The organism is Streptomyces sp. NPDC058985, from assembly GCF_042740985.1.
Taxonomy (GTDB): domain Bacteria; phylum Actinomycetota; class Actinomycetes; order Streptomycetales; family Streptomycetaceae; genus Streptomyces.
Window position 1 is genome coordinate 83,680 of record NZ_JBHYJX010000008.1, and the last position, 20,193, is coordinate 103,872.

At 72.7% G+C, this 20,193-nt stretch carries 22 protein-coding genes; 7 read left to right on the top strand and 15 right to left on the bottom strand.

What is annotated here, in order from left to right; all coding sequences use genetic code 11:
- Positions 1–50: 50 nt before the first annotated feature.
- Positions 51–755: an MBL fold metallo-hydrolase gene (locus ACFW01_RS09685; RefSeq protein WP_384502785.1), complete on the top strand. Its 705-nt coding sequence runs from the start codon at positions 51–53 to the stop codon at positions 753–755.
- Positions 756–757: 2 nt separating this feature from the next.
- On the opposite strand, the gene ACFW01_RS09690 is transcribed toward ACFW01_RS09685, so the two are convergent.
- From ACFW01_RS09690 to ACFW01_RS09700, 3 genes are all read right to left on the bottom strand, one after another.
- Entirely contained in the window at positions 758–1,801 is a 1,044-nt protein-coding gene (locus ACFW01_RS09690) for an NUDIX hydrolase (RefSeq protein WP_234957380.1), read from the bottom strand.
- Positions 1,802–1,947: 146 nt separating this feature from the next.
- A complete protein-coding gene (locus tag ACFW01_RS09695) occupies positions 1,948–2,142 on the bottom strand; it encodes a hypothetical protein (RefSeq protein WP_234957381.1) in 195 nt (64 codons plus the stop codon).
- A gap of 150 nt (positions 2,143–2,292) precedes the next feature.
- Positions 2,293–3,246 carry an ROK family protein gene (locus tag ACFW01_RS09700; RefSeq protein WP_384502788.1) on the bottom strand — a complete coding sequence of 318 codons (954 nt, stop codon included), beginning with the start codon at positions 3,244–3,246 and terminating at the stop codon, positions 2,293–2,295.
- A 227-nt stretch (positions 3,247–3,473) separates the two neighbouring features.
- Here ACFW01_RS09700 and ACFW01_RS09705 point away from each other — a divergent pair, with 227 nt between their 5' ends.
- Together ACFW01_RS09705 and ACFW01_RS09710 are read left to right on the top strand one after the other, a co-directional pair.
- A complete protein-coding gene (locus ACFW01_RS09705) occupies positions 3,474–4,550 on the top strand; it encodes a LacI family DNA-binding transcriptional regulator (RefSeq protein ID WP_234957383.1) in 1,077 nt (358 codons plus the stop codon).
- 61 nt (positions 4,551–4,611) lie between these two features.
- Positions 4,612–5,442 (top strand): hypothetical protein, encoded by an 831-nt coding sequence (locus ACFW01_RS09710; RefSeq protein ID WP_384502790.1) that lies wholly within the window; start codon positions 4,612–4,614, stop codon positions 5,440–5,442.
- On the opposite strand, the gene ACFW01_RS09715 is transcribed toward ACFW01_RS09710, so the two are convergent.
- The 5 genes from ACFW01_RS09715 to ACFW01_RS09735 all read right to left on the bottom strand — a co-directional run bounded on the left by ACFW01_RS09715 (position 5,423) and on the right by ACFW01_RS09735 (position 9,962).
- Complete coding sequence (locus ACFW01_RS09715; protein ID WP_234957385.1) at positions 5,423–6,721, bottom strand: DUF6986 family protein; 1,299 nt, start codon at positions 6,719–6,721, stop codon at positions 5,423–5,425. The genes ACFW01_RS09710 and ACFW01_RS09715 overlap by 20 nt on opposite strands.
- Before the next feature lie 167 nt (positions 6,722–6,888).
- Positions 6,889–7,851, bottom strand: a complete 963-nt coding sequence (locus ACFW01_RS09720) for an electron transfer flavoprotein subunit alpha/FixB family protein (RefSeq protein WP_234957386.1) — start codon at positions 7,849–7,851, stop codon at positions 6,889–6,891.
- A 54-nt stretch (positions 7,852–7,905) separates the two neighbouring features.
- The gene (locus ACFW01_RS09725; protein WP_122620747.1) at positions 7,906–8,694 is read right to left on the bottom strand and encodes an electron transfer flavoprotein subunit beta/FixA family protein; all 789 of its coding nucleotides are present in this window, start codon (positions 8,692–8,694) and stop codon (positions 7,906–7,908) included.
- Between the two features lie 232 nt (positions 8,695–8,926).
- Positions 8,927–9,436 carry a flavin reductase family protein gene (locus ACFW01_RS09730; RefSeq protein WP_234957387.1) on the bottom strand — a complete coding sequence of 170 codons (510 nt, stop codon included), beginning with the start codon at positions 9,434–9,436 and terminating at the stop codon, positions 8,927–8,929.
- Between the two features lie 145 nt (positions 9,437–9,581).
- The gene (locus tag ACFW01_RS09735; protein WP_384502793.1) at positions 9,582–9,962 is read right to left on the bottom strand and encodes a TlpA family protein disulfide reductase; all 381 of its coding nucleotides are present in this window, start codon (positions 9,960–9,962) and stop codon (positions 9,582–9,584) included.
- 265 nt (positions 9,963–10,227) lie between these two features.
- Here ACFW01_RS09735 and ACFW01_RS09740 point away from each other — a divergent pair, with 265 nt between their 5' ends.
- Complete coding sequence (locus ACFW01_RS09740; protein ID WP_234957389.1) at positions 10,228–10,956, top strand: lysophospholipid acyltransferase family protein; 729 nt, start codon at positions 10,228–10,230, stop codon at positions 10,954–10,956.
- Positions 10,957–10,966: 10 nt separating this feature from the next.
- On the opposite strand, the gene ACFW01_RS09745 is transcribed toward ACFW01_RS09740, so the two are convergent.
- The 4 genes from ACFW01_RS09745 to ACFW01_RS09760 form a co-directional block, all read right to left on the bottom strand.
- A complete protein-coding gene (locus tag ACFW01_RS09745) occupies positions 10,967–11,539 on the bottom strand; it encodes a transglutaminase domain-containing protein (protein ID WP_234957390.1) in 573 nt (190 codons plus the stop codon).
- Between the two features lie 85 nt (positions 11,540–11,624).
- Entirely contained in the window at positions 11,625–12,695 is a 1,071-nt protein-coding gene (locus tag ACFW01_RS09750; RefSeq protein WP_234957391.1) for a low specificity L-threonine aldolase, read from the bottom strand.
- Positions 12,692–13,438, bottom strand: a complete 747-nt coding sequence (locus ACFW01_RS09755; RefSeq protein WP_064726548.1) for an SDR family NAD(P)-dependent oxidoreductase — start codon at positions 13,436–13,438, stop codon at positions 12,692–12,694. Before ACFW01_RS09755 ends, ACFW01_RS09750 begins: the two co-directional genes overlap by 4 nt.
- A 59-nt stretch (positions 13,439–13,497) precedes the next feature.
- Positions 13,498–14,895, bottom strand: coding sequence for a DUF6421 family protein (locus ACFW01_RS09760; RefSeq protein ID WP_384502796.1), 1,398 nt, complete (start codon positions 14,893–14,895; stop codon positions 13,498–13,500).
- Positions 14,896–15,123: 228 nt separating this feature from the next.
- Here ACFW01_RS09760 and ACFW01_RS09765 point away from each other — a divergent pair, with 228 nt between their 5' ends.
- Positions 15,124–15,807, top strand: coding sequence for a glycerophosphodiester phosphodiesterase family protein (locus tag ACFW01_RS09765; RefSeq protein WP_234957393.1), 684 nt, complete (start codon positions 15,124–15,126; stop codon positions 15,805–15,807).
- Positions 15,808–15,822: 15 nt separating this feature from the next.
- On the opposite strand, the gene ACFW01_RS09770 is transcribed toward ACFW01_RS09765, so the two are convergent.
- The gene (locus tag ACFW01_RS09770) at positions 15,823–16,362 is read right to left on the bottom strand and encodes a GNAT family N-acetyltransferase (RefSeq protein ID WP_234957394.1); all 540 of its coding nucleotides are present in this window, start codon (positions 16,360–16,362) and stop codon (positions 15,823–15,825) included.
- Positions 16,363–16,438: 76 nt separating this feature from the next.
- Between ACFW01_RS09770 and ACFW01_RS09775 the strand changes: the two genes are divergently transcribed.
- Together ACFW01_RS09775 and ACFW01_RS09780 are read left to right on the top strand one after the other, a co-directional pair.
- Complete coding sequence (locus ACFW01_RS09775) at positions 16,439–16,831, top strand: glyoxalase superfamily protein (protein WP_234957395.1); 393 nt, start codon at positions 16,439–16,441, stop codon at positions 16,829–16,831.
- 109 nt (positions 16,832–16,940) lie between these two features.
- Positions 16,941–17,705, top strand: a complete 765-nt coding sequence (locus tag ACFW01_RS09780) for a VOC family protein (protein WP_384502800.1) — start codon at positions 16,941–16,943, stop codon at positions 17,703–17,705.
- Between the two features lie 89 nt (positions 17,706–17,794).
- On the opposite strand, the gene ACFW01_RS09785 is transcribed toward ACFW01_RS09780, so the two are convergent.
- Positions 17,795–18,352, bottom strand: coding sequence for a MarR family winged helix-turn-helix transcriptional regulator (locus ACFW01_RS09785; protein ID WP_384502802.1), 558 nt, complete (start codon positions 18,350–18,352; stop codon positions 17,795–17,797).
- On the bottom strand, positions 18,349–20,055 hold the full coding sequence (locus tag ACFW01_RS09790) for an FUSC family protein (protein ID WP_384502804.1): 1,707 nt from the start codon (positions 20,053–20,055) through the stop codon (positions 18,349–18,351). The genes ACFW01_RS09785 and ACFW01_RS09790 overlap by 4 nt, the downstream gene beginning before the upstream one ends.
- Positions 20,056–20,193 lie beyond the last annotated feature (138 nt).

Genomic DNA, 20,193 nt, shown 5'->3' on the forward strand with positions numbered 1-20,193 from the left:
GTCGGCAGAGGGGCCTCGCCACCACGCGGGGCCCTGCCTACGGTCGTCCCATGGACGTCATCGAGCTACTGCCGCGTCTGCACCTGCTGCGCTTCCCGGTCGGCCAGGCCTTCCTCTGGCGCGACGGCGACGACCTGACACTGATCGACGCGGGGCCGGCCGGGGCCGGTGCGGGCATCGTCGCGTGGGCCGGCTCCTTCGGGCGTGTACGGCGTGTCGTCCTCACCCACTTCCACGAGGACCACGTGGGCGGGGCACAGGAGGCCGCCGCGCTCACCGGGGCCGAGGTGGTGGCACACACCCTGGAGGCACCCGTCGTGCGCGGTGAGGTGCCGGGTCCGCCGCCCGTGTACGAGGACTGGGAGCGTCCGCTGCACGAGAACGCGCTGCGGCTGCTCCCCCAGGGCGGCTTCGACCGGCCGGCGCGGGTGACCGAGGTGTCCGACGGCGACGTCCTGGACTTCGGCGGCGGGGCGCGGGTCGTGCACGCGCCCGGCCACACGGACGGAAGCATCGGGCTGCACCTGCCTCGGCACGGTGTGCTGTGCACGGGGGACGCCGTCGCCGCGTCGCCGGACGACGGCAGGGTGGTCCTCGGCGTGTTCAACACCGACCGGGACCGGGCCGTCGCCTCCTTCGGGCGTCTGGCCGCCCTCGACTCGGAGGTGGTCTGCTTCGGTCACGGGGATCCGGTGACCGTCCGGGCCGGCCGGACGCTGCGGGAGTCGGCACGGAGCTACGGGGTGGCCCTCTGACGTCAGCCGACGGGGATGCCCGCCTCCAGGTAGAGGGCGGCTCCGCGTTCCCGGGCCCGCAGCGCCCAGCGCAGCCGCTCGTAGCGGACCGGGGGCAGCAGGCCGGCCGCCTCGTCCTCGGTGACGAAGCGCCAGTCGCGCAGTTCCTGGCCGGGGAGCAGCACCCGGCCGGCGTCGGCGGAGTCGAGCCGTCCGCCGTCGAAGAGGAGCCGCAGACCGCCGTAGGCGGGGGGTGCGGGCCGTTCCCAGTCGACGACCAGCAGGGCGGGCGCGTCGGCGAGGCGGATGCCGGTCTCCTCGTGGACCTCGCGCACGCCCGCGCGGGCGGGCGCCTCGCCGGGCTCGACGACCCCGCCGGGGAACTCCCAGCCCGGCTTGTAGGTGGGGTCGACCAGCAGCACGCGGTCCCGCTCGTCGAAGAGCAGGACACCGGCGGCGACGGTCTCCCCCGTGGGTTCCGGAGTCTGCACGATCTCGCAGGCCCGCGCGGCGCCGGTGCCGACGGCCTCGGCGACCCGGGCGGCGGCCTCGTACGGGGTGAGGGTGCCGGTGTCGACCGGGTGGGCGTCGGCCGTGAGCCAGGAGGCGAGGGCTGACCGGTAGGGCTCGATGTTGTCGTACGACCACTGCCGCACGCGTATCTCGCCGTCGGGCGGGCCCTCCGGTGTCCCGCGGCGCGCTATCCGCTCCCGCAGGATCGTTTCGGCCGGGGCCAGCAGGACGTGCCTGACCTCGATCCGGCGGGCGGCGAGACCGCCGAAGATCTCGTCCCGGTACTCCTGGCGGAGCAGGGTCATCGGGACCACGAGGGTCCCGCCCAGCTCGGCGAGCATCGCGGCCGCCGTGTCGATCACCAGGCGGCGCCAGATCGGCAGGTCCTGGAAGTCGCCCACCTCGGCCAGGCGTTTGGGCGGCAGCAGGTGTGCGAGTGCTCCGCCGATGATCTCGGGGTCGAAGAGCGTGCTGTTCGGGATCAGTTCGATCAGTTCCCGTGCGGTGGTGGTCTTCCCCGCACCGAACGCGCCGTTGATCCAGACGACGGTCACAGGTCCCCCTCTTCTGTTGGCCCCCTGTGGCTTGCCCGTTCCACCCTGCCACGGAAACCAGGCCCAGTTGAGGGCGTACGACAGCGGCGCCGGCGCCCCCGGGGAGAGGGGAGCCGGCGCCGTGGGTGCGAAGGGCGCGGCGGGCGTCAGTCCAGCTGTCCCAGGGCGTCGTCGTCCGGGGTCAGGCTCTCGGTGGCCACCGTGTCCTGGGCGGTGCTGACGGTGTCCTGCACGTCGAGGCCGAGCGGAAGTTCGCTCGGCGCGTCGTGAGACGGAGTGACGGCCGCGACGACGAAGCCGGTGGCGAGGGAGGCGAGGGCGAGCATGCTGCGCTTCTTCATGCCCCGTTCAACTGCGGGGCGACGCCATGGTCACGGGTGCGCCCCGGGAAGCGTCGGTCCAGCCCGCTCTCCCGGCATCGGCCAGCGGCGACCGGCCAATCCTCCGTCGCCCGGCGGGGGGCCACGCGGTCGCCCCGGTGCGCCGGCGGCTCAGACGTGCGCCGCCGTCACCCCGGTCACCCTGGTCAGCGCTGCCGACGCCGCCCCCACGAGGCCCGCGTCCGTGCCCATCTGGGCGGGGACGACCACCAGGCGCTGGACGAAGGAGAGGGTCGCGTAGTCGGTCAGGGCCTTGCGCAGGGGGGTGAAGAGGACGTCGCCCGCCTTGCCCACGCCGCCGCCCACCACGGCGATATCGATCTCGACCAGGGTCGCGGTGGCGGCGATACCGGCGGCCAGTGCCTGCGCGGCGCGCTCGAAGGAGGCGACCGCGACGGGGTCGCCCAGGCGGGCGGCGGCGGCGACCGCGGCGGCGGAGGTGTCCCCGTCCGGGCCGGGCCGCCAGCCGCCGTCCAGGGCGCGCCGGGCGATGTTGGGGCCGCTCGCTATGCGCTCGACGCAGCCGCGGGCACCGCACGGGCAGGGGTCCCCGTCCAGGTCCACGCTGATGTGACCGATGTGGCCGGAGTTGCCCGTCGGGCCGGGGTGCAGCCGGCCGCCCAGTACCAGTCCGCCGCCGACACCCGTCGAGACCACCATGCACAACGCGTTGTCGTGCCCGCGCGCGGCGCCCTGCCAGTGTTCGGCCGCCGTGATGGCCACCCCGTCGCCGATCAGCTCGACGGGCAGCTCGCCGACAACTTCCCGGACCCGTCGGACCAGCGGGTAGTCGCGCCAGCCGGGCACGTTCACCGGGCTGACGGTACCGGCGGAGGCGTCCACCGGGCCCGCGCTGCCGATCCCGACGGCCGTGACCCGCCCCCACAGCGCCGACGCCGTCAGCTCCGCGAGCACGGCCTCGACGGCCCGCATCACGGTGCCGCCGTCCTCCCGGGCAGGCGTCGCACGCTGGGCGCGCGCGTGGATGCGGCCGTCGCCGTCCACCAGCGCGCCGGCGATCTTGGTGCCGCCGATGTCCAGCGCTGCCACTAGGTCGGTGTGCATCAGAGTCGGATCTCCCCGTCGGACCGAAAACGAAAAAAGAAAGCGAAAAAGGCGAACACAAGCGCGCACCGTGGACCGGTCCCAGGTGGGGGCGAGGACCGGAGAGTGCGATGGACAGTGTCTCCCGCATCTGACAACGTTGTCCAGGCTCTATGCTCGACGCCACATCCTCATACAAACGCATGACCGACACATCCCCCGTGGACGACAGGAGCCGACGCACTCCCGTGGACGACAGGACAGGACACCGCATCGTGCCCGACACGACCCGCCGCGCAGACCGCCTCCCCGGGAACCGCTACGGCAATCGCCCGACCATGAAGGACGTCGCCGCCCGGGCCGGGGTCGGCCTGAAGACCGTCTCCCGGGTGGTCAACGGGGAGCCCGGCGTCACCCCGGAGACCGAGCGCCGCGTCCAGGAGGCGATCGACGCCCTCGGCTTCCGCCGCAACGACAGCGCGCGGGTGCTCCGCAAGGGACGGACCGCGAGCATCGGCCTCGTCCTGGAGGATCTGGCCGACCCGTTCTACGGGCCGCTCAGCCGCGCCGTGGAGGAGGTGGCCCGGGCGCACGGCGCGCTGCTGATCAACGGGTCCAGCGCGGAGGACCCGGACCGTGAGCAGGAGCTGGTGCTGGCGCTGTGCGCGCGGCGCGTCGACGGTCTCGTGGTCATCCCGGCCGGGGACGACCACCGGTACCTGGAGCCCGAGCTGAAGGCGGGCGTCGCGACGGTGTTCGTGGACCGCCCGGCGGGGCAGATCGACGCGGACGTGGTGGTGTCCGACAACTTCGGCGGCGCCCGGGACGGCGTGGCCCACCTCATCGCGCACGGGCACCGCAGGATCGGCTTCATCGGCGACATGCCCCGCATCCACACGGCCGCCGAGCGGCTGCGCGGCTACCGGGCCGCCATGGAGGACGCGGGCATCCCGGTGAAGGACGCCTGGATGTCCCTGGGCGTCACCGACCCCGAGCGGGTGCGCAGGGCGGCCGAGGACATGCTCGCGGACCCGGAGCCGGTCACCGCGATCTTCACCGGCAACAACCGGGTGACCGTCACCGTCATCCGCGTCCTGGCCGAGCACACCCCGGGCGTCGCACTCGTCGGCTTCGACGACATCGAGCTGGCCGACCTGCTCCAGCCGGGCGTCACCGTGGTCGCCCAGGACGCGGCCGCCCTCGGCCGCACCGCCGCCGAGCGCCTGTTCCGGCAGCTGGACGGCACCCTCATCGCGCCGGACCGCATCGAGCTGCCGACCAGGCTCGTCACCCGCGGCTCGGGCGAGCTGCCGCCGGCGGGCTGAGGCGGGCGTGCCGAAGCCACCGGGGGAAGACTCCGCGCCGCGGCCTCCTGAGGGCACCCGCGTGGCCGCACGGGCCGACGACGACCGGACGCTGGAGGCGCTCGGGCTGGCCGGGGTGCCCCGTGAGGAGCCGCTGCTGTACCCGGGCGCGTGGCCCCGGGAGTCGGGGCTGCTCGACGGCGACCGGCTGCTGCCGCTGGACCGGTCGGTCCCCGAGGACGGGGGCGACCGGGTTCCGGTGCTGGCGATCGGTTCCAACGCCAGCCCGGGCCAGCTGCGCCACAAGATGGCCGAGTTCGGCATCGACTCGCCGATCCCGATGGTCAGGACCCGGGTCACCGGCCTGGACATCGGGGTCTCCGCCCATGTGAGCCGCATGGGCTACGTGTCCGCCTCGCCGGTGGGCGCCCCGGGCGTCGTACGGGAGCTGTTCGTCCTGTGGCTGGATCCCGAGCAGCTCGCCGTGATCGACGCAAGCGAGGGCGTGCCCATGGCCCGCGGCAACTTCGACCGGGCCTGGCTCCCCGCACCCGAGGTACGCGTCGAGCCGCCGGACGGCACGGTGCTGCGCGGCGCGTACATCTACGTCAACCGCCACGGCGTCCTGCACGACGGCACCGGCACGCCACGGCGGCACCCGGGCGAGCAACGGCCCCTGATCACCGACCTCCTGCGCGGATCGGCCCGGTTGCGCGCGCTCTTCGGCACGACACCCGAGGAGTTCTGCGCCCGGGCCCGGGCCGACCGCTCGCTGTGCGACCGGGGCACGCGGCTGTTCGCCGAGGAGCGCCGGGTGACGGCTTCGGGCCTGGAGCGGTACGTGCGCCCCGGCCGGCACGGGGACCCCCGCGCCGGGCCCCGCCCGCCGCCTCCTACTGCGCCGATGCCGTGAGGTCGCCGCGCCGGGGCGCGGAGAAGCCCTCCAGGTCGGTGCGGGTGAGGCCGGTGAGGCGGGCGACCTCTCCGATGTCGAGTGCGCCGCAGTCCAGGCCGCGCAGCAGGTAGCCGGCGAGGGCCTTGGCGGTGGCGGGCTCGTCCATGACGTCGCCGCCCGCGCGGTTCACGTAGCGGGCGAGGCGGGCGGCGGCCTGCTCGAAGCCCTCGCGGTAGAAGGCGAAGACGGCCGCGTACCGGGTGGGGATGTGGCCGGGGTGCATGTCCCATCCCTGGTAGTAGGCGCGGGCGAGGGCGCGGCGTGTGAGGCCGTAGTGCAGGCGCCAGGCGTCGTGCACCTTGGCCGTGGGGCCGACCGGCAGGACGTTGGTGGAACCGTCCGAGACGCGTACGCCGGTGCCCGCGGCGGCGACCTGCATGACCGCCTTGGCGTGGTCGGCGGCGGGGTGGTCGCTGGCCTGGTGGGCGGCTGAGACGCCGAGGCAGGCGCTGTAGTCGAAGGTGCCGTAGTGCAGCCCGGTGGCGCGGCCCTCGGCGGCCTGGATCATGCGGGCGACGGCGGCGGTGCCGTCGGTGGCGAGGATGGACTGGCTGGTCTCGATCTGGATCTCGAAGCCGATCCGGCCCGGCGTCAGGCCGCGTGCCTTCTCGAACGCCTCCAGGAGCCGCACCATGGCGGTGACCTGCTCGGGGTAGGTCACCTTCGGCAGCGTGAGGACGAGGCCCTCGGGCAGGCCGCCGGCCTCCATCAGGCCGCTGAGGAAGACGTCGAGGGTGCGGATGCCGCGGGCCCGCACCGGCGCCTCCATGCACTTCATCCGGATGCCCATGTACGGGGCCGCCGTGCCCTGTTCGTACGCCTCGGCGATCAGACGGGCGGCACGGGCGGCGGCCTCGTCCTCCTCGGCGTCCGTGCGGTTGCCGTAGCCGTCCTCGAAGTCGACCCGGAGGTCTTCGATCGGCTCGCGCTCCAGTTTGGCGCGCACGCGCGTGTACACGGGCTCGGCGAGGTCGTCGGTGAGGCCCAGGACGGCGGCGAAGGAGGCGGCGTCCGGGGCGTGTTCGTCGAGGGCGGCGAGCGCCTGGTCGCCCCAGGAGCGGATGGTGCCGGCGGCGAAGACGTCACCGGGGACGTACACGGTGTGGACGGGCTGGCGGGTGCCCGGGTCTCCGGGGTAGCGGCGCTCCAGCTCCGCGTCGACCGGTGCGAGGGAGGCACTGATCTCCTCGCCGACGGCGCCCGCGAGGCTCGTTGCCACCTTCTCCTGCTGACCCATCCGACACCCTCCTGGCTTTCAACTTTTCCGCTGAACGGAATCAAACATCCGTAGTGCGAAGTTATCTGGCGGTTCGTCGCCGGTCAACACCATCCTGCGCAGACACCGAGGCCCCCGCGACCAGGACGACGGTCGCGGGGGCCTCGGCCGAAATGCCGGGAGGGCGGTCAGCCCTTGCGGGACTTCACTTCCTCGGTGAGCTGCGGGACCACGTCGAAGAGGTCGCCGACGACGCCGTAGTCGACCAGGTCGAAGATCGGGGCCTCGGCGTCCTTGTTGATCGCCACGATCGTCTTCGAGGTCTGCATGCCCGCGCGGTGCTGGATCGCGCCGGAGATGCCGGAGGCGATGTACAGCTGCGGCGAGACGGACTTGCCGGTCTGGCCGACCTGGTTGGTGTGCGGGTACCAGCCCGCGTCCACCGCGGCGCGCGAGGCGCCGACGGCCGCGCCGAGGGAGTCGGCGAGCGCCTCGATGATCGCGAAGTTCTCCGCGCCGTTGACGCCACGGCCGCCGGAGACGACGATCGCGGCCTCGGTCAGCTCGGGGCGGCCGGTCGACTCGCGCGGCGTGCGCGCGGTGACCTTGGTGCCGGTCGCGGCGGCGGAGAAGGTGACCGACAGCGCCTCGACCGCGCCGGCGGCGGGGGCGGGCTCGACGGCGGCGCTGTTGGGCTTGACCGTGATGACCGGGGTGCCCTTGGAGACGCGGGACTTGGTGGTGAAGGCGGCGGCGAACACCGACTGCGTGGCCACCGGGCCCTGGTCGCCGGCCTCCAGGTCGACGGCGTCGGTGATGACGCCCGAGCCCAGCCGCAGCGCCAGGCGGCCGGCGATCTCCTTGCCCTCGGCGGAGGACGGGACCAGCACGGCAGCCGGGGAGACCACCTCGGCGGCGGCCTGGAGGGCGTCGACCTTCGGCACGACCAGGTAGTCGGCGTACTCGGCGGCCTCGTGGGTGAGGACCTTCACCGCGCCGTGCTCGGCGAGCGCGGCGGCGGTGTCGGCGGCGCCGTTGCCCAGTGCGACGGCGACCGGCTCGCCGATGCGGCGGGCGAGGGTCAGCAGCTCCAGGGTCGGCTTGCGGACGGCACCGTCCACGTGATCGACGTAGACGAGAACTTCAGCCATGGGACTTCTTCTCTCCTGCTTGCGAAAGATGAGGGGCGGTCGGCGGAGCGGGGCTCAGATGAACTTCTGGCCCGCGAGGAACTCGGCGAGCTGCTTGCCGCCCTCGCCCTCGTCCTTGACGATGGTGCCCGCGGTGCGCGCCGGGCGCTCGGCCGCGGAGTCGACCGCGGTCCAGGCGTTCTCCAGGCCGACCTCGTCCTCGTCGATGTCGAGGTCGGAGAGGTCCCAGGACTCGACCGGCTTCTTCTTGGCCGCCATGATGCCCTTGAAGGACGGGTAACGCGCCTCGCCCGACTGGTCGGTGACCGACACGACGGCGGGCAGGGAGGCCTCCAGCTGCTCGGTGGCGGTGTCGCCGTCCCGGCGGCCCTTGACCGTCCCGCCCTCGACGGAGACCTCGGACAGCAGCGTCACCTGCGGCACGCCCAGGCGCTCGGCGAGCAGCGCGGGGACGACGCCCATGGTGCCGTCGGTGGAGGCCATGCCGGAGACGACCAGGTCGTAGCCGGCCTTCTCGATCGCCTTGGCCAGGACCAGGGAGGTGCCGATGGCGTCGGTGCCGTGCAGGTCGTCGTCCTCGACGTGGATCGCCTTGTCCGCGCCCATGGACAACGCCTTGCGCAGCGCGTCCTTCGCGTCCTCGGGGCCCACCGTCAGGACGGTGATCTCCACGTCGTCGTCGGAATTCTCGGAGATCTGCAGCGCCTGCTCGACCGCGTACTCGTCCAGCTCGGAGAGCAGACCGTCCACGTCGTCCCGGTCGACGGTCAGGTCATCGGCGAAGTGCCGGTCGCCAGTGGCGTCGGGCACGTACTTCACAGTGACAACGATCCTCAAGCTCACGCCGGCTCTCCTACTGCGTCGACATTTCAGTGCTGCCTCTTGCAGGCAGCATAGGCGCCCCAAGCGGCCGATCCCGGGCGGGGCGACCTGCGCTTCGCACCGGAATATTACTCGTCAGTACACCCAGTTCTTTCCCGCTAAGCAAGCGCTTTGAACTGTGACCTTCGCAACGCAGCGTAACCGGAACTCGACGCCTCCGCAGAAGCGGCCGGTGCCGGGGCGCACGTACCGCTCAGTCGCGCAGGCCGGTGTAACCGCCCCGGTGGTACAGCAGCGGACCGCCGGTGCCCGAGGGGTCGCCGGTCAGCACCTCGGCCAGCACGATGCGGTGGTCCCCCGCGGGCACCCGGCCGACGACGCGGCCCACGAGCCAGGCGAGGACCCCGTCCAGCAGCGGGACGCCGTGCGGGCCCTCCCGCCAGGCGGTGGGCGCCGCGAAGCGGTCGGCACCGCTGCGGGCGAAGGTGGCGGCCAGCTCCTGCTGGTGCTCGCCCAGGACGTGCACGCCGACGTACTCGGCCGCGGAGACCGCCGGCCAGCTGGAGGAGCCGGTGCCGATGCCGAAGGAGAGCAGCGGCGGCCGGGCGGAGACGGACGTGAGGGAGGTGGCCGTGAAGCCGGCCGGACCGGCGGCACCGGACGCGGTGATCACGGCGACTCCCGCCGCGTGGCGCCGGAAGACGGACCGCAGCAGGTCGTCGGTGGCGAGCCGCGGCGCGGCGACGTCGGGTGTGGCCGTCATACGGGGTGTCCTTCTGCGTTGCGCCTCGGTCCCCGCAACGGGGAGCGGGGCCTTCGGGCAGGCTGACGACAGGTGGCACACACAGTCAAATACGTCCCGGGACGCGGAAGCTGTGGAGGACGCCTCACCTCCGGCGTGGCGCTGATCACACCGCCTCACCCAGGGCGGCGATCACGTCCGCCTTGCGCGGCTGCCCGACGGCACGCCGCACGACGCGGCCCCCGCTGTCCAGGACCAGCACGGTCGGGGTCTTGTGCACGCCGAGGGCGCGGACGAGTTCCAGGCGGGCCTCGGCGTCGATCTCGACGTGGACGACGCCGGGGACCATGCGGGCCACCTCACCGAGGACCCGCCGGGTGGCGCGGCAGGGGGCACAGAAGGCGCTGGAGAACTGCACGAGCGTCGCGCGGCCGCCGAGTTGCGCCCCGAGGTCGGCCGCGTCGAGGTGCGAGCCCGGAGTCCCGAGCCCGCCGTCGTCACCCTGCCCGCGCACCAGCGCGCCCCCGTTCCGCCGCGTCCGCGGCACTCATGGGCACGCCTGAGCAGCGCGCCACCGGTCCGGTCGTCCCCAGGTGCAGCGCTCGCGGCGGCGTGGAGATTCCCGGTCCACCATCGTCTTTCAGCCACCGAATGGACGGGCGAGTGATGAGGATCTCGCCGCGTACGGGCACCAAGGCTGGTACATGGGCCGTTCTTGGGGCACGATCTGCGACAAGCCGTAAACCTACGGCTGCGTAACTTTCGACTGGGAGTCCCCTTCCCAGGCTGACAAGGAAGGGTCCGACCCGCCCATGGCAGAACTCGCCTACCGCCCGGCCATCGGTCTCGCCCGCACCCTGTTCAAGGTGTGGGACCTCAAGATCGACTGCCAGGGTTCGGAGAACATCCCGCGCGCGGGCGGCGCCGTGCTGGTGAGCAATCACATCAGCTACCTGGACTTCATCTTCGACGGCCTGGCGGCGCTGCCCCAGAAGCGGCTGGTGCGCTTCATGGCGAAGGAGTCGGTCTTCCGGCACCGGGTCTCCGGTCCGCTGATGCGCAACATGAAGCACATCCCGGTGGACCGCAAGCAGGGCGAGGCGGCGTACGCGCACGCCCTGGACTCGCTGCGGTCCGGCGAGATCGTCGGGGTGTTCCCGGAGGCGACGATCTCCGAGTCGTTCACGCTGAAGAGCTTCAAGTCGGGTGCCGCGCGCCTGGCGCAGGAGGCCGGCGTCCCGCTGATCCCGATGGCGCTGTGGGGCACCCAGCGCCTGTGGACCAAGGGACACCCGCGCAACTTCAAGCGCAGCCACACCCCGATCACGATCCGGGTCGGCGAGGCGATGGAGGCCTCCCGCGAGCAGTACGCGGGCGCGATCACCCGCCGCCTGCGCGAGCGCGTGCAGGAGCTGCTGGAGGCCGCGCAGCGCGCCTACCCGGTACGCCCCAAGGGCGCGGACGACACCTGGTGGATGCCGGCCCACCTCGGCGGCACCGCGCCGACGCAGGAGCAGCTGCGCGCGGCCCAGGCGCACTGAGCCGGGCGCGTCAGAGCGCCGTGGGGAGGGTCTCCCACAGGTGCGGCCGGTCGGTGGCCGCCTTCAGGACGCCCACCACGGCCGGGTGCGGCGCGGCGTACAGCTCCGGGTAGTCCGCCTCCCCGGCCTCGTGGTCCGGCGTGAAGGCCAGCCGCTCCCCCTCCAGGGAGAACCGCGCGTTCACGCCGGGCTTGTTCCCGCGCGGGTCCTGCCGGTGCCAGGCGCCGTTGAAGCGCACCGCGACCAGTCCGTGCACCACGTCGAACCGCTGGTAGCACAGGGCGGTCGGGATGTCCTCGGCCCGCAGCAGGGCGGCCAGCGCGTGGGCCTTGGCATAGCAGATGCCGGTGCGCCGCTCCAGGACGTCGGAGGCCCGCCAGGTGACGCGCGGGTCTCCTGAGTCCTGCGAGTGCGGGATGGTGTCCCGCACGAACTCGAAGGCCAGTCGCGCATAGGCATACGAGTCGGCCGTCTCTTTGGCGAGTCCGCCGGCCACCTCCCGTACCCGGGGATGGTCATGGTCGATGACCTCGTCGGCAGCCAGATAGGCGGACAGGTCGGGGGTCTTCTGGATCAGCTCCATGCCCGCAGAGCATAGAAACGCGATCACCCGTCAGTCAATTACTTTTCAGGTGACCGCATATCTATGCATCAGTGAGCCTAGCGGCTCAGCGCGCCATCTCCTCCTTGAGCGCCGCCACGAAGGTGTCGACGTCGTCCTCGGTGGTGTCGAAGGCGCACATCCAGCGCACGTCGCCGGCGGCCTCGTCCCAGAAGTAGAACCGGAACCGCTTCTGCAGGCGCTCGCTCACCTCGTGCGGCAGGCGGGCGAAGACCGCGTTGGCCTGCACCGGGTAGAGGATCTCCACACCGTGCACGGCACGCACGCCGTCGGCGAGGCGCTGCGCCATCTCATTGCCGTGCCGGGCGTTGCGCAGCCACAGGTCCTTCGCAAGCAGCGCCTCCAGCTGCACCGACACGAAGCGCATCTTGGAGGCGAGCTGCATGGAGAGCTTGCGCAGGTGCTTCATGTGGCTGACGGCATCCTGGTTGAGGACCACGACCGCCTCGCCGAACAGGGCACCGTTCTTGGTGCCGCCGAGCGAGAGCAGGTCGACGCCGACGGCGTTGGTGAACGTCCGCATGGGCACGTCCAGGGAGGCGGCGGCGTTGGCTATCCGGGAGCCGTCCAGGTGCACCTTCATGCCGTGCGCGTGGGCGTGTTCGCAGATGTCCCGGACCTCGTCGGGCGTGTAGAGGGTGCCCAGCTCGGTGCTCTGGGTGATCGACACGACCTGCGGCATCGCGCGGTGCTCGTCGTCCCAGCCGTACGCCTGCCGGTCGATGAGGTCGGGGGTGAGCTTGCCGTCGGGCGTGGGCACGGTGAGCAGTTTCAGCCCGCCCATACGCTCGGGGGCGCCGCCCTCGTCGACGTTGATGTGCGCGCTCTCGGCGCAGATCACCGCGCCCCAGCGGTCGGTGACCGCCTGGAGCGCGACGACGTTGGCGCCGGTGCCGTTGAAGACGGGGAAGGCCTCGGCACCGGAGCCGAAGTGGCCGCGAATCACCCGCTGGAGGTTCTCCGTGTACTCGTCCTCGCCGTACGCGACCTGGTGCCCGCCGTTGGCCAGCGCCAGCGCGGCGAGCACCTCGGGGTGGGCCCCGGCGTAGTTGTCACTGGCGAAACCGCGGACCTCGGGGTCGTGATGGCGACGCGCGTCGGTCTTCGGGGGGTTCACGGCTTCTCGGTCAGCCACAGACGGTTTCCGTTCACTTCCGCGGCGGGCTTGTCCCAGACTCCGGCGACGGCCTCGGCGAGGTCACGCACGTCCGTGAAGCCCGCGAACTTCGCGTTGGGCCGCTCGGCGCGCATCGCGTCGTGCACCAACGCCTTCACCACCAGGATCGCAGCCGCCGACGTCGGCCCCTGCTCGCCCCCCGCCTTGCGGAAGTAGTCCGCCATCGCCAGGGTCCATGCCTCGGCCGCGGCCTTGGCGGCCGAGTAGGCGGCGTTGCCCGCGGTGGGGTTGCTCGCGCCCGCGGCGCTGATCAGCACGTACCGGCCGCGGTCACTGCGCTGGAGCGCCTCGTGGAAGGCGAGGGAGGTGTGCTGCACCGTGCGGATCAGCAGCAGCTCCAGCAGGTCCCAGTCGTCGAGGTTGGTCTTGGTGAAGCTCTGGCTGCCGCGCCAGCCGCCGACGAGGTGGACGAGGCCGTCGACCCGCCCGAACTCCTGCTCGGTGCGGTCGGCCCAGGCCTGGGCGGCGTCCCGGTCGAGCAGGTCCACGGTCTCGCCGGTGACGCTGGCGCCGCCGTGCGCGTAGCGGGCCGCGTCCACCGCCTCCGCCAGCCGCTCCGGGTCGTTGTCCGAGCCGACGACCGTCGCACCCGCCTCGGCGAGCCGCAGCAGCGCGGCCCGTCCGGCGGGTCCGCCCGCTCCGGCCACCGCGATCACCGCGCCGTCGAGCGCCCCGTTCCCCATGGTCCTCGCCTCCCGAGACTGTGCCTGCCGCTGTTGTGCCTGACCGCCGGTGCCGTCGCTCACGCGGCGGCCCGTTCGGCGCCGTCCGCGGTGATGCCCCGGGTCGAGGCGATCACCTTCTTGAGTTTCTTGGACAGCGCCTCGTAGAACATGCTCAGCGGAAACTCGTCCGGAAGCACGTCGTCGACCAGCTTGCGCGGAGGCAGGGTGAGGTCCAGGGCGTCGGGGCCCTTCGCCCACTTCGAGCCCGGATGCGGGGCGAGGTAGGTGGAGACCAGCTCGTAGCCGGCGAACCAGTGGACGATCTTCGGGCGGTCGATGCCGTCCCGGTAGAGCGTCTCGATCTCGGCGCACAGCTGGTTGGTGACCTCGGGGGCGCGCTGCCAGTCGATGAAGAGCTTGTTGTCGGTCCAGCGCACGACGTCGTGCTTGTGCAGGTAGGCGAAGAGGAGCTGGCCGCCGAGCCCGTCGTAGTTGCGCACGCGCTCACCGGTGACCGGGAAGCGGAACATGCGGTCGAAGAGGACCGCGATCTGCACGTCCCGGGCCTGCGGGACGCCGTCGGCCTCCAGGCGTACGGCCTCCCTGAAGGCGGTCAGGTCGCAGCGCAGCTCCTCCAGGCCGTACATCCAGAACGGCTGGCGCTGCTTGATCATGAACGGGTCGAAGGGCAGGTCGCCGTGGCTGTGGGTGCGGTCGTGGACCATGTCCCACAGGACGAAGGCCTCCTCGCAGCGCTTCTGGTCGTCCACCAGCGCGGCGACGTCCCCGGGCAGCTCCAGGCCCAGGATGCCCACGGCGGCCTCGGTGACGCGACGGAAACGGGCGGCCTCGCGGTCGCAGAAGATGCCGCCCCAGGAGAAGCGCTCGGGGGCCTCGCGCACGGCGATGGTCTCCGGGAAGAGAACGGCCGAGTTGGTGTCGTAGCCGGCCGTGAAGTCCTCGAAGGTGATGCCGCAGAACAGCGGGTTGTCGTAGCGGGTGCGCTCCAGCTCGGCCAGCCAGTCGGGCCAGACCATGCGCAGCACGACCGCTTCGAAGTTGCGGTCCGGGTTGCCGTTCTGCGTGTACATCGGGAAGACGACCAGGTGCTGGAGGCCGTCCGCGCGGTTCGCGGCGGGCTGGAAGGCCAGCAGCGAGTCGAGGAAGTCGGGCACCTCGAAGCCGCCGTCGGCCCAGCGGCCGAGGTCGGCCACCAGGGCCTCGTGGTACGCGTGGTCGTGCGGGAGGAGCGGGGACAGCTCCCGGACCGCCGCGACGACCCGGCGCACGGCGTCCTCGGCGTCGGTCCGCCCCGGCGCGCCCTCGGCGTCGAAGTCGATCGACCCGTCCTTGGACTGCCATGGCCGGATCCGCTCCACGGCATCCTTGAGCACGGGCCACGCCGGGTGCTCAACCACCCTGCTCACCGGAGGAATGTTCTCCTCCGCACCCACCTGCACAAGAATTTCCGTCATGTCCCATCCTCTACGAGAGAAGCTTGCGTCAGGACACCGTATGCATACGAGGTTTCTCCCAGCAAGGGGAGCCCCCGTAAATTATCCTGCCCCACCCGGGCCTTCACCGCATTTTTTCCTGCGGGACGCCTTGGCTCGTATACCACGCGCGGCAGAGGGGAAACGGTCCCGCAGGGCCGTTAGGCTGCCGCCCTGCCATCGCCGACGTCGACGGAAGCGAGTCGAGCCTTGAACTTCCTCACCATCGGTCACCGCGGAGCGATGGGTGTCGAACCCGAGAACACCCTGCGTTCCTTCGTCGCCGCCGAGCAGGCCGGCCTCGACGTCGTCGAACTCGACCTGCACCTGAGCAAGGACGGCGCGCTCGTCGTGATGCACGACGCGGAGGTGGACCGCACCACCGACGGCACCGGCGCCATCGCCGAGAAGACCCTCGAGGAACTGCGCGCGCTGGACGCGGGCCGCGGGGAGCGCGTCCCCGTCTTCGAGGAGGTGCTGGACGCCATCTCGGTGCCGTTGCAGGCCGAGATCAAGGACGCGGCGGCCGCCCGGACGCTCTCCGAGGTGATGCTCCGCCGGGACCTGGTGGACCGGGTGGAGGTGATCTCGTTCCACGACGAGGCCATCGTCGAGATCGCGCGGCTGGTGCCGGGGGTGCGCACCGCGCTGGTCGCGCAGTACTACGGCAAGGAGGTCGTGGACCGGGCCGTGGAGGCGGGCGCCGGGACCCTGTGCCTGGACATCAACCGGATCACCCTGGAGATCGTGGAGCGGGCCCGCAAGGCGGGCCTGCGGGTCTTCTCCTGGACCGTCAACACCCAGGACCAGCTGCGGCTGGTGCGCGCCCTGGGCCTCGACGGCGCGACGACCGACTACCCGGAGATCAAACGCACCGGCCGCTTCACCGCCTGAGGACCGCGCAAGGGCTCAGCCCAGCGGCTTGACCAGCAGCTCGAACTGCAGGTCGTCCCGCTGCGGAATACCGAACCGCTCGTCGCCGTACGGGAAGGGAGTCATCTCTCCCGTACGGCGGTAGCCGCGGCGCTCGTACCAGGCGATGAGGTCCTCGCGGACGGAGATCACGGTCATGTGCATCTCCGTGACGCCCCAGGCCCCGCGGGCCTGCCGCTCCGCCTCCGCGATGATCGTCCTGCCGAGGCCCTCGCCCTGGAGCGCGGGACTGACGGCGAACATCCCGAAGTACGCGTGCTCCCCGCGGTGCTCCAACTGGCAGCAGGCCACGATCCGGCCGTCCCGCTCGACCGTCAGCAGCCGGCTGTCCGGCGACTTCACGACGTCCAGCACGCCCTGCGGGTCCGTGCGCTGCCCCTGGAGGATGTCCGCCTCGGTGGTCCACCCGACCCGGCTGGAGTCGCCCCGGTAGGCCGACTCTATGAGCGCCACGATCCCGTCCACGTCGGCGTCGGTGGCATCGCGGTAGATCAGTCGGCCGGCGGTGGTGTCCATGTGGGGCGTCTCCGGTTCTCTCTGGGGCGCGGCGGGGGCATCGATGAGGGTAACGCCGCCAGTAGGGTCGGGACGCATGGTGCATGTACTCAGCAGCCGGATCCTGCTCCGCCCCACCGACCCCGAACGCTCCCGCGCCTTCTACGGCGACCAGCTCGGACTCGCCGTCCACCGGGAGTTCGGCACCGGTCCGGAACGGGGCACCGTCTACTTCCTCGGCGGCGGCTTCCTGGAGGTCTCCGGGCGCTCCGAGGCCCCGCTCTCCCCCGCGCTCAAGGTGTGGCTCCAGGTCGAGGACGCGGCGGCGGCCCAGGACGAACTGCGCGCCAAGGGCGTCGAGATCGTGCGGCCGCCGGTCGAGGAGCCGTGGGGGCTGGTGGAGATGTGGATCGCGGACCCGGACGGCACCCGGATCGTGCTGGTGGAGGTGCCCGCGGAGCATCCGCTGCGTTTCCGGCCGGGCATCTGAAGGGTCCGGCCCGCCGGCGCGGTGCGTGCCGGATGGCCCCGGCACCGGGGCGGCCTTAGCGTGCTGGAAGGGGGCGGACGGCCCGCGGCCCGGCGCAAGGAGGCCCACGATGAAGCTCCATGAACCGGTGACCGGCGGACCGTGCTGGGCGGAGCTGGGGACCGACGACCTGGCGGCGGCCGAGCGGTTCTACAGCGGGCTGTTCGGCTGGCGCCCCGAGACGGACCCGAGGCAGCGGGCGAGCGGCCACACCATCGCGCGGCTCGGCGGCGACGCGGTCGCCGGGCTGACGCCCCTGTCGCGGCCGGACCAGCCGGTCGCATGGAACGTGGTGTTCGCCGTCCGCGACGCGGACACCGCCGTCCGGCAGGTGACGGCGGCCGGCGGCACGGTGCCGGAGGGCCCCACGGACGTGCTCGGCCACGGCCGCTTCGTGGTGGTCGTGGACCCCACCGGGGCGCTGTTCCAGCTGTGGCAGCCCGGCTCGTTCGCCGGTGCCGGACTCTTCAACGCGCCCGGCTCGCTGGGCTGGGTCGAACTGCTGACCCGCGAGCCCGATCTGGCCGCCGACTTCTACACCACGGTCTTCGGCTGGACCCTGTCCGCCTCGGCGTACTACCCGCAGTGGGGCATCGGCGGGGCGGACTTCGGCGGCATGGTGACGATGGACGACAAGTTCCCGCACGAGGTGCCGGCGCACTGGCTGCCCTACTTCGCGGTGACGGACGTGGACACGGCGGCGGCCAGCACGACCGACGGCGGCGGCACCGTGCTGATGGAGCCCGTCTCACCGCCCGACGGACCGCGGATCGCGGTGCTGCGCGATCCGCGGGGCGCGATGTTCGGCGTCTACCGGGCGGGGGACGAGCGCTGAGCCCGCCGGGGCGGGGCGTGAGGCGGCCGCCGGGGCGGGGGCCTGTGGCGCCCGCCGAGGCCGGATCGGTAAGGCCTTCGGGGGCCGCTTCAGACCCGCAGCGCGTCCAGGCGGCCCTCCAGCTGGCCCAGCAGTCCGCCGAGAAGCGCCGCCAGCTCGCCCTGCCGGGGCTCGTCGACGCCCGACAGCACGGCGGCCTCGTAGGCGAGCTGTTCGGGCAGGATTCCGTCGACGAGTTCTCGTCCGGTGTCCGTGAGGCGGACGTGCGCGACGCGGCGGTCGCGGGTGTCGCCCCGGCGCTCCACCAGGCCGCGCTCGGTGAGCTGCTTGAGGCGCTTGGTGACGGCGGCGCCGGAGGAGAAGGTCTCGCGGGCGAGGTCGCCCGGGGTCAGCTCGTGGCCCGTGCGGCGCAGCGCGCCGAGCAGGTCGAACTCGGCCCGGCTCAGTCCCGCCCGGCGCAGTGGCGCGTCCTCGGCCTGCTGGAGGAGGGCGGCGCAGCGGTTGATCCGGCCGATGATCTCCATCGGCCCGGTGTCGAGCTCCGGATGGACGGCCCGCCACTGCCGCACGACCGCGGCCACGGTGTCGCCGCCCGGTCCCCCTCTCCCGTCGCCCCAGGTCGCCGAGCCCCCGTCGGTTGCGGTCATGGCCGTACGTCCTCCGCTCTCGTGCCCGTGTCCCGGTCCCGACGCGCTGCCCGGCGTCGCACCGCTGCGGCGAGCGTACGGTGTCCGGACTGCTCGGCAAGCACGACCCTCTCCTGCGGCAGTGCGCGTCCCCACCATTCACCGGCCGCCCCGTCCACGGTGGCCCGCAGGTCGGTCAGCGCGGCGGCCAGGGACCGGCGGGCGGCCTCCAGGGCGCCGGGCGCCGGATCGGGCTCCGCCAGGACGCGGGCGGTGCGCTCCCGGGCCCGGTCGGCGGCCCGCAGCGCCCGCTCGACGCGGTTCCCGGCGCTTCGGTCGGTGACGGCGACGGCGGCCAGGAAGCCGACCAGGGCGCCGACGAGGGTGTCCACCACCCGCTCGGTGATCAGGGAGCCCGGTTCCTGGTATCCGGCGAACTCGGTGACGAGCAGCGCCATCGGGGTGACGCAGACGCTGCCGAGCCAGTAGTTGCGGGTGATGAGGGCCTCGGCGCCGAAGTTGAGGGCGAGGCAGAGCAGGACGAGCGGCGCCTGGCCGAGGTGGGCGAGCGGGGCTATGGCGGCGAAGAGCAGCACCCCGGCGAGGTTGCCGACCACGCGCTGCACGGCCCTGCTCCAGGTGAGGGTCAGGTTGGCCTGGTAGAGCGCGGCGGCGGTGACCAGCGCCCAGTAGGGGCGGCCGACGCCCAGGGCCAGGGAGGCGTAGCCGGCCAGCGCGCAGCCCAGGGCGGTGCGTACGGCGACCGGGGCCAGCGGGCCGAGCCGCTGCCACAGGGGGGCGGGGCGGGTGGCGAGTTCGGCGTCGACGCCGAGGAGTTCGTCGGTGACGGCCGGGCCGTCGTCGGTGCGGGGGACGCGGCCGGTGCCGCGCAGGGCGCGGGCCCAGGTGCGCAGCGGCTCGGGTGCGGTGTCGGCGGGGGCGGCCAGCGCGACCTCGGCGCGGACGACGAGGCGTTCGAGGGCGTGCCGGGTGGTGGCGCGGGAGACGGTGGCCGGGAGGGACAGCAGCGTCTGCCAGGCGTGCTGCACCGCGGCGTACCCGGCGGCACGGGCGGCGGCTTGGGCGTCGCCGGTGCCATGGGGGTCGGCGTGCGCGGTTTCGGCGTACGCGGCGGCGGCGTTCAGGGCCTGGGCGGTGGCCCGGCGTTCAGGGCCGTGCGGTCGGACCAGGACGGGTGCCATGCAGACCAGCCAGGCCCAGACGCCGGCGGCGGCGCCCAGGGCCAGGTGGGCGGGGATCTGCCCGAGGGTGTGCGGGACGAAGAGGGCGGCGGAGCTGATGAAGGTCAGGACCACGTTGCCCGGCGGGCCGATGCGGGTGGCGTCGCACAGTGCCTTCTGTACGGCGGCCAGCAGGGCCCCGACGGTGACCAGGACGACGGCGTTGTGGGTGAGCGAGGCGGTGACCAGGGCGACGGCGACGCCGCCGAGCATGCCGAGCACCACCCACGCGAGGGTCCGGGCCCGGGCGGCGTAGGGGCGGTTGTGGGCGTAGAGCGCGCACAGGGACCCGGCCATCGTGTACATCGCCAGGTCGAGCCGGCCGAGCGCCAGCAGGAGCAGGTTGGGCGGGGCGACGGCGGCGACCGAACTCAGGGCGGGCTTGAACCAGATCTCGGAGGGCCGGCGCAGGCGCAGCACGCCGGCCAGGGACAGACGTCGGCCCGGTGAGGTGCCGGGGAGGGAGGGGGGCGCACTGCTCATGAAATTATCTTAGCAGGTGTTTTACTAGTGAATAATTTCCCCGGTATCGACGGCGAACGCCCACGCCGCCATGGCGTGGCGCCGACCAGCGGCGATCCCCCGCGCTCCCCCGGATACCCCCTGCGTACTCCCTTGCGC

Excerpts from the sequence above, each read along its gene's own strand:
- ACFW01_RS09740 (WP_234957389.1), top strand. The coding sequence starts at position 10,228 with ATGGCAGAACTCGCCTACCGCCCGGCCATCGGTCTCGCCCGCACCCTG.
- ACFW01_RS09745 (WP_234957390.1), bottom strand. The coding sequence starts at position 11,539 with ATGGAGCTGATCCAGAAGACCCCCGACCTGTCCGCCTATCTGGCTGCC.
- ACFW01_RS09700 (WP_384502788.1), bottom strand. The coding sequence starts at position 3,246 with ATGCACACCGACCTAGTGGCAGCGCTGGACATCGGCGGCACCAAGATC.
- ACFW01_RS09755 (WP_064726548.1), bottom strand. The coding sequence starts at position 13,438 with ATGGGGAACGGGGCGCTCGACGGCGCGGTGATCGCGGTGGCCGGAGCG.
- ACFW01_RS09760 (WP_384502796.1), bottom strand. The coding sequence starts at position 14,895 with ATGACGGAAATTCTTGTGCAGGTGGGTGCGGAGGAGAACATTCCTCCG.
- ACFW01_RS09730 (WP_234957387.1), bottom strand. The coding sequence starts at position 9,436 with ATGACGGCCACACCCGACGTCGCCGCGCCGCGGCTCGCCACCGACGAC.
- ACFW01_RS09770 (WP_234957394.1), bottom strand. The coding sequence starts at position 16,362 with ATGGACACCACCGCCGGCCGACTGATCTACCGCGATGCCACCGACGCC.
- ACFW01_RS09695 (WP_234957381.1), bottom strand. The coding sequence starts at position 2,142 with ATGAAGAAGCGCAGCATGCTCGCCCTCGCCTCCCTCGCCACCGGCTTC.
- ACFW01_RS09790 (WP_384502804.1), bottom strand. The coding sequence starts at position 20,055 with ATGAGCAGTGCGCCCCCCTCCCTCCCCGGCACCTCACCGGGCCGACGT.
- ACFW01_RS09780 (WP_384502800.1), top strand. The coding sequence starts at position 16,941 with ATGAAGCTCCATGAACCGGTGACCGGCGGACCGTGCTGGGCGGAGCTG.
- ACFW01_RS09715 (WP_234957385.1), bottom strand. The coding sequence starts at position 6,721 with ATGGGTCAGCAGGAGAAGGTGGCAACGAGCCTCGCGGGCGCCGTCGGC.
- ACFW01_RS09775 (WP_234957395.1), top strand. The coding sequence starts at position 16,439 with ATGGTGCATGTACTCAGCAGCCGGATCCTGCTCCGCCCCACCGACCCC.
- ACFW01_RS09685 (WP_384502785.1), top strand. The coding sequence starts at position 51 with ATGGACGTCATCGAGCTACTGCCGCGTCTGCACCTGCTGCGCTTCCCG.
- ACFW01_RS09720 (WP_234957386.1), bottom strand. The coding sequence starts at position 7,851 with ATGGCTGAAGTTCTCGTCTACGTCGATCACGTGGACGGTGCCGTCCGC.
- ACFW01_RS09785 (WP_384502802.1), bottom strand. The coding sequence starts at position 18,352 with ATGACCGCAACCGACGGGGGCTCGGCGACCTGGGGCGACGGGAGAGGG.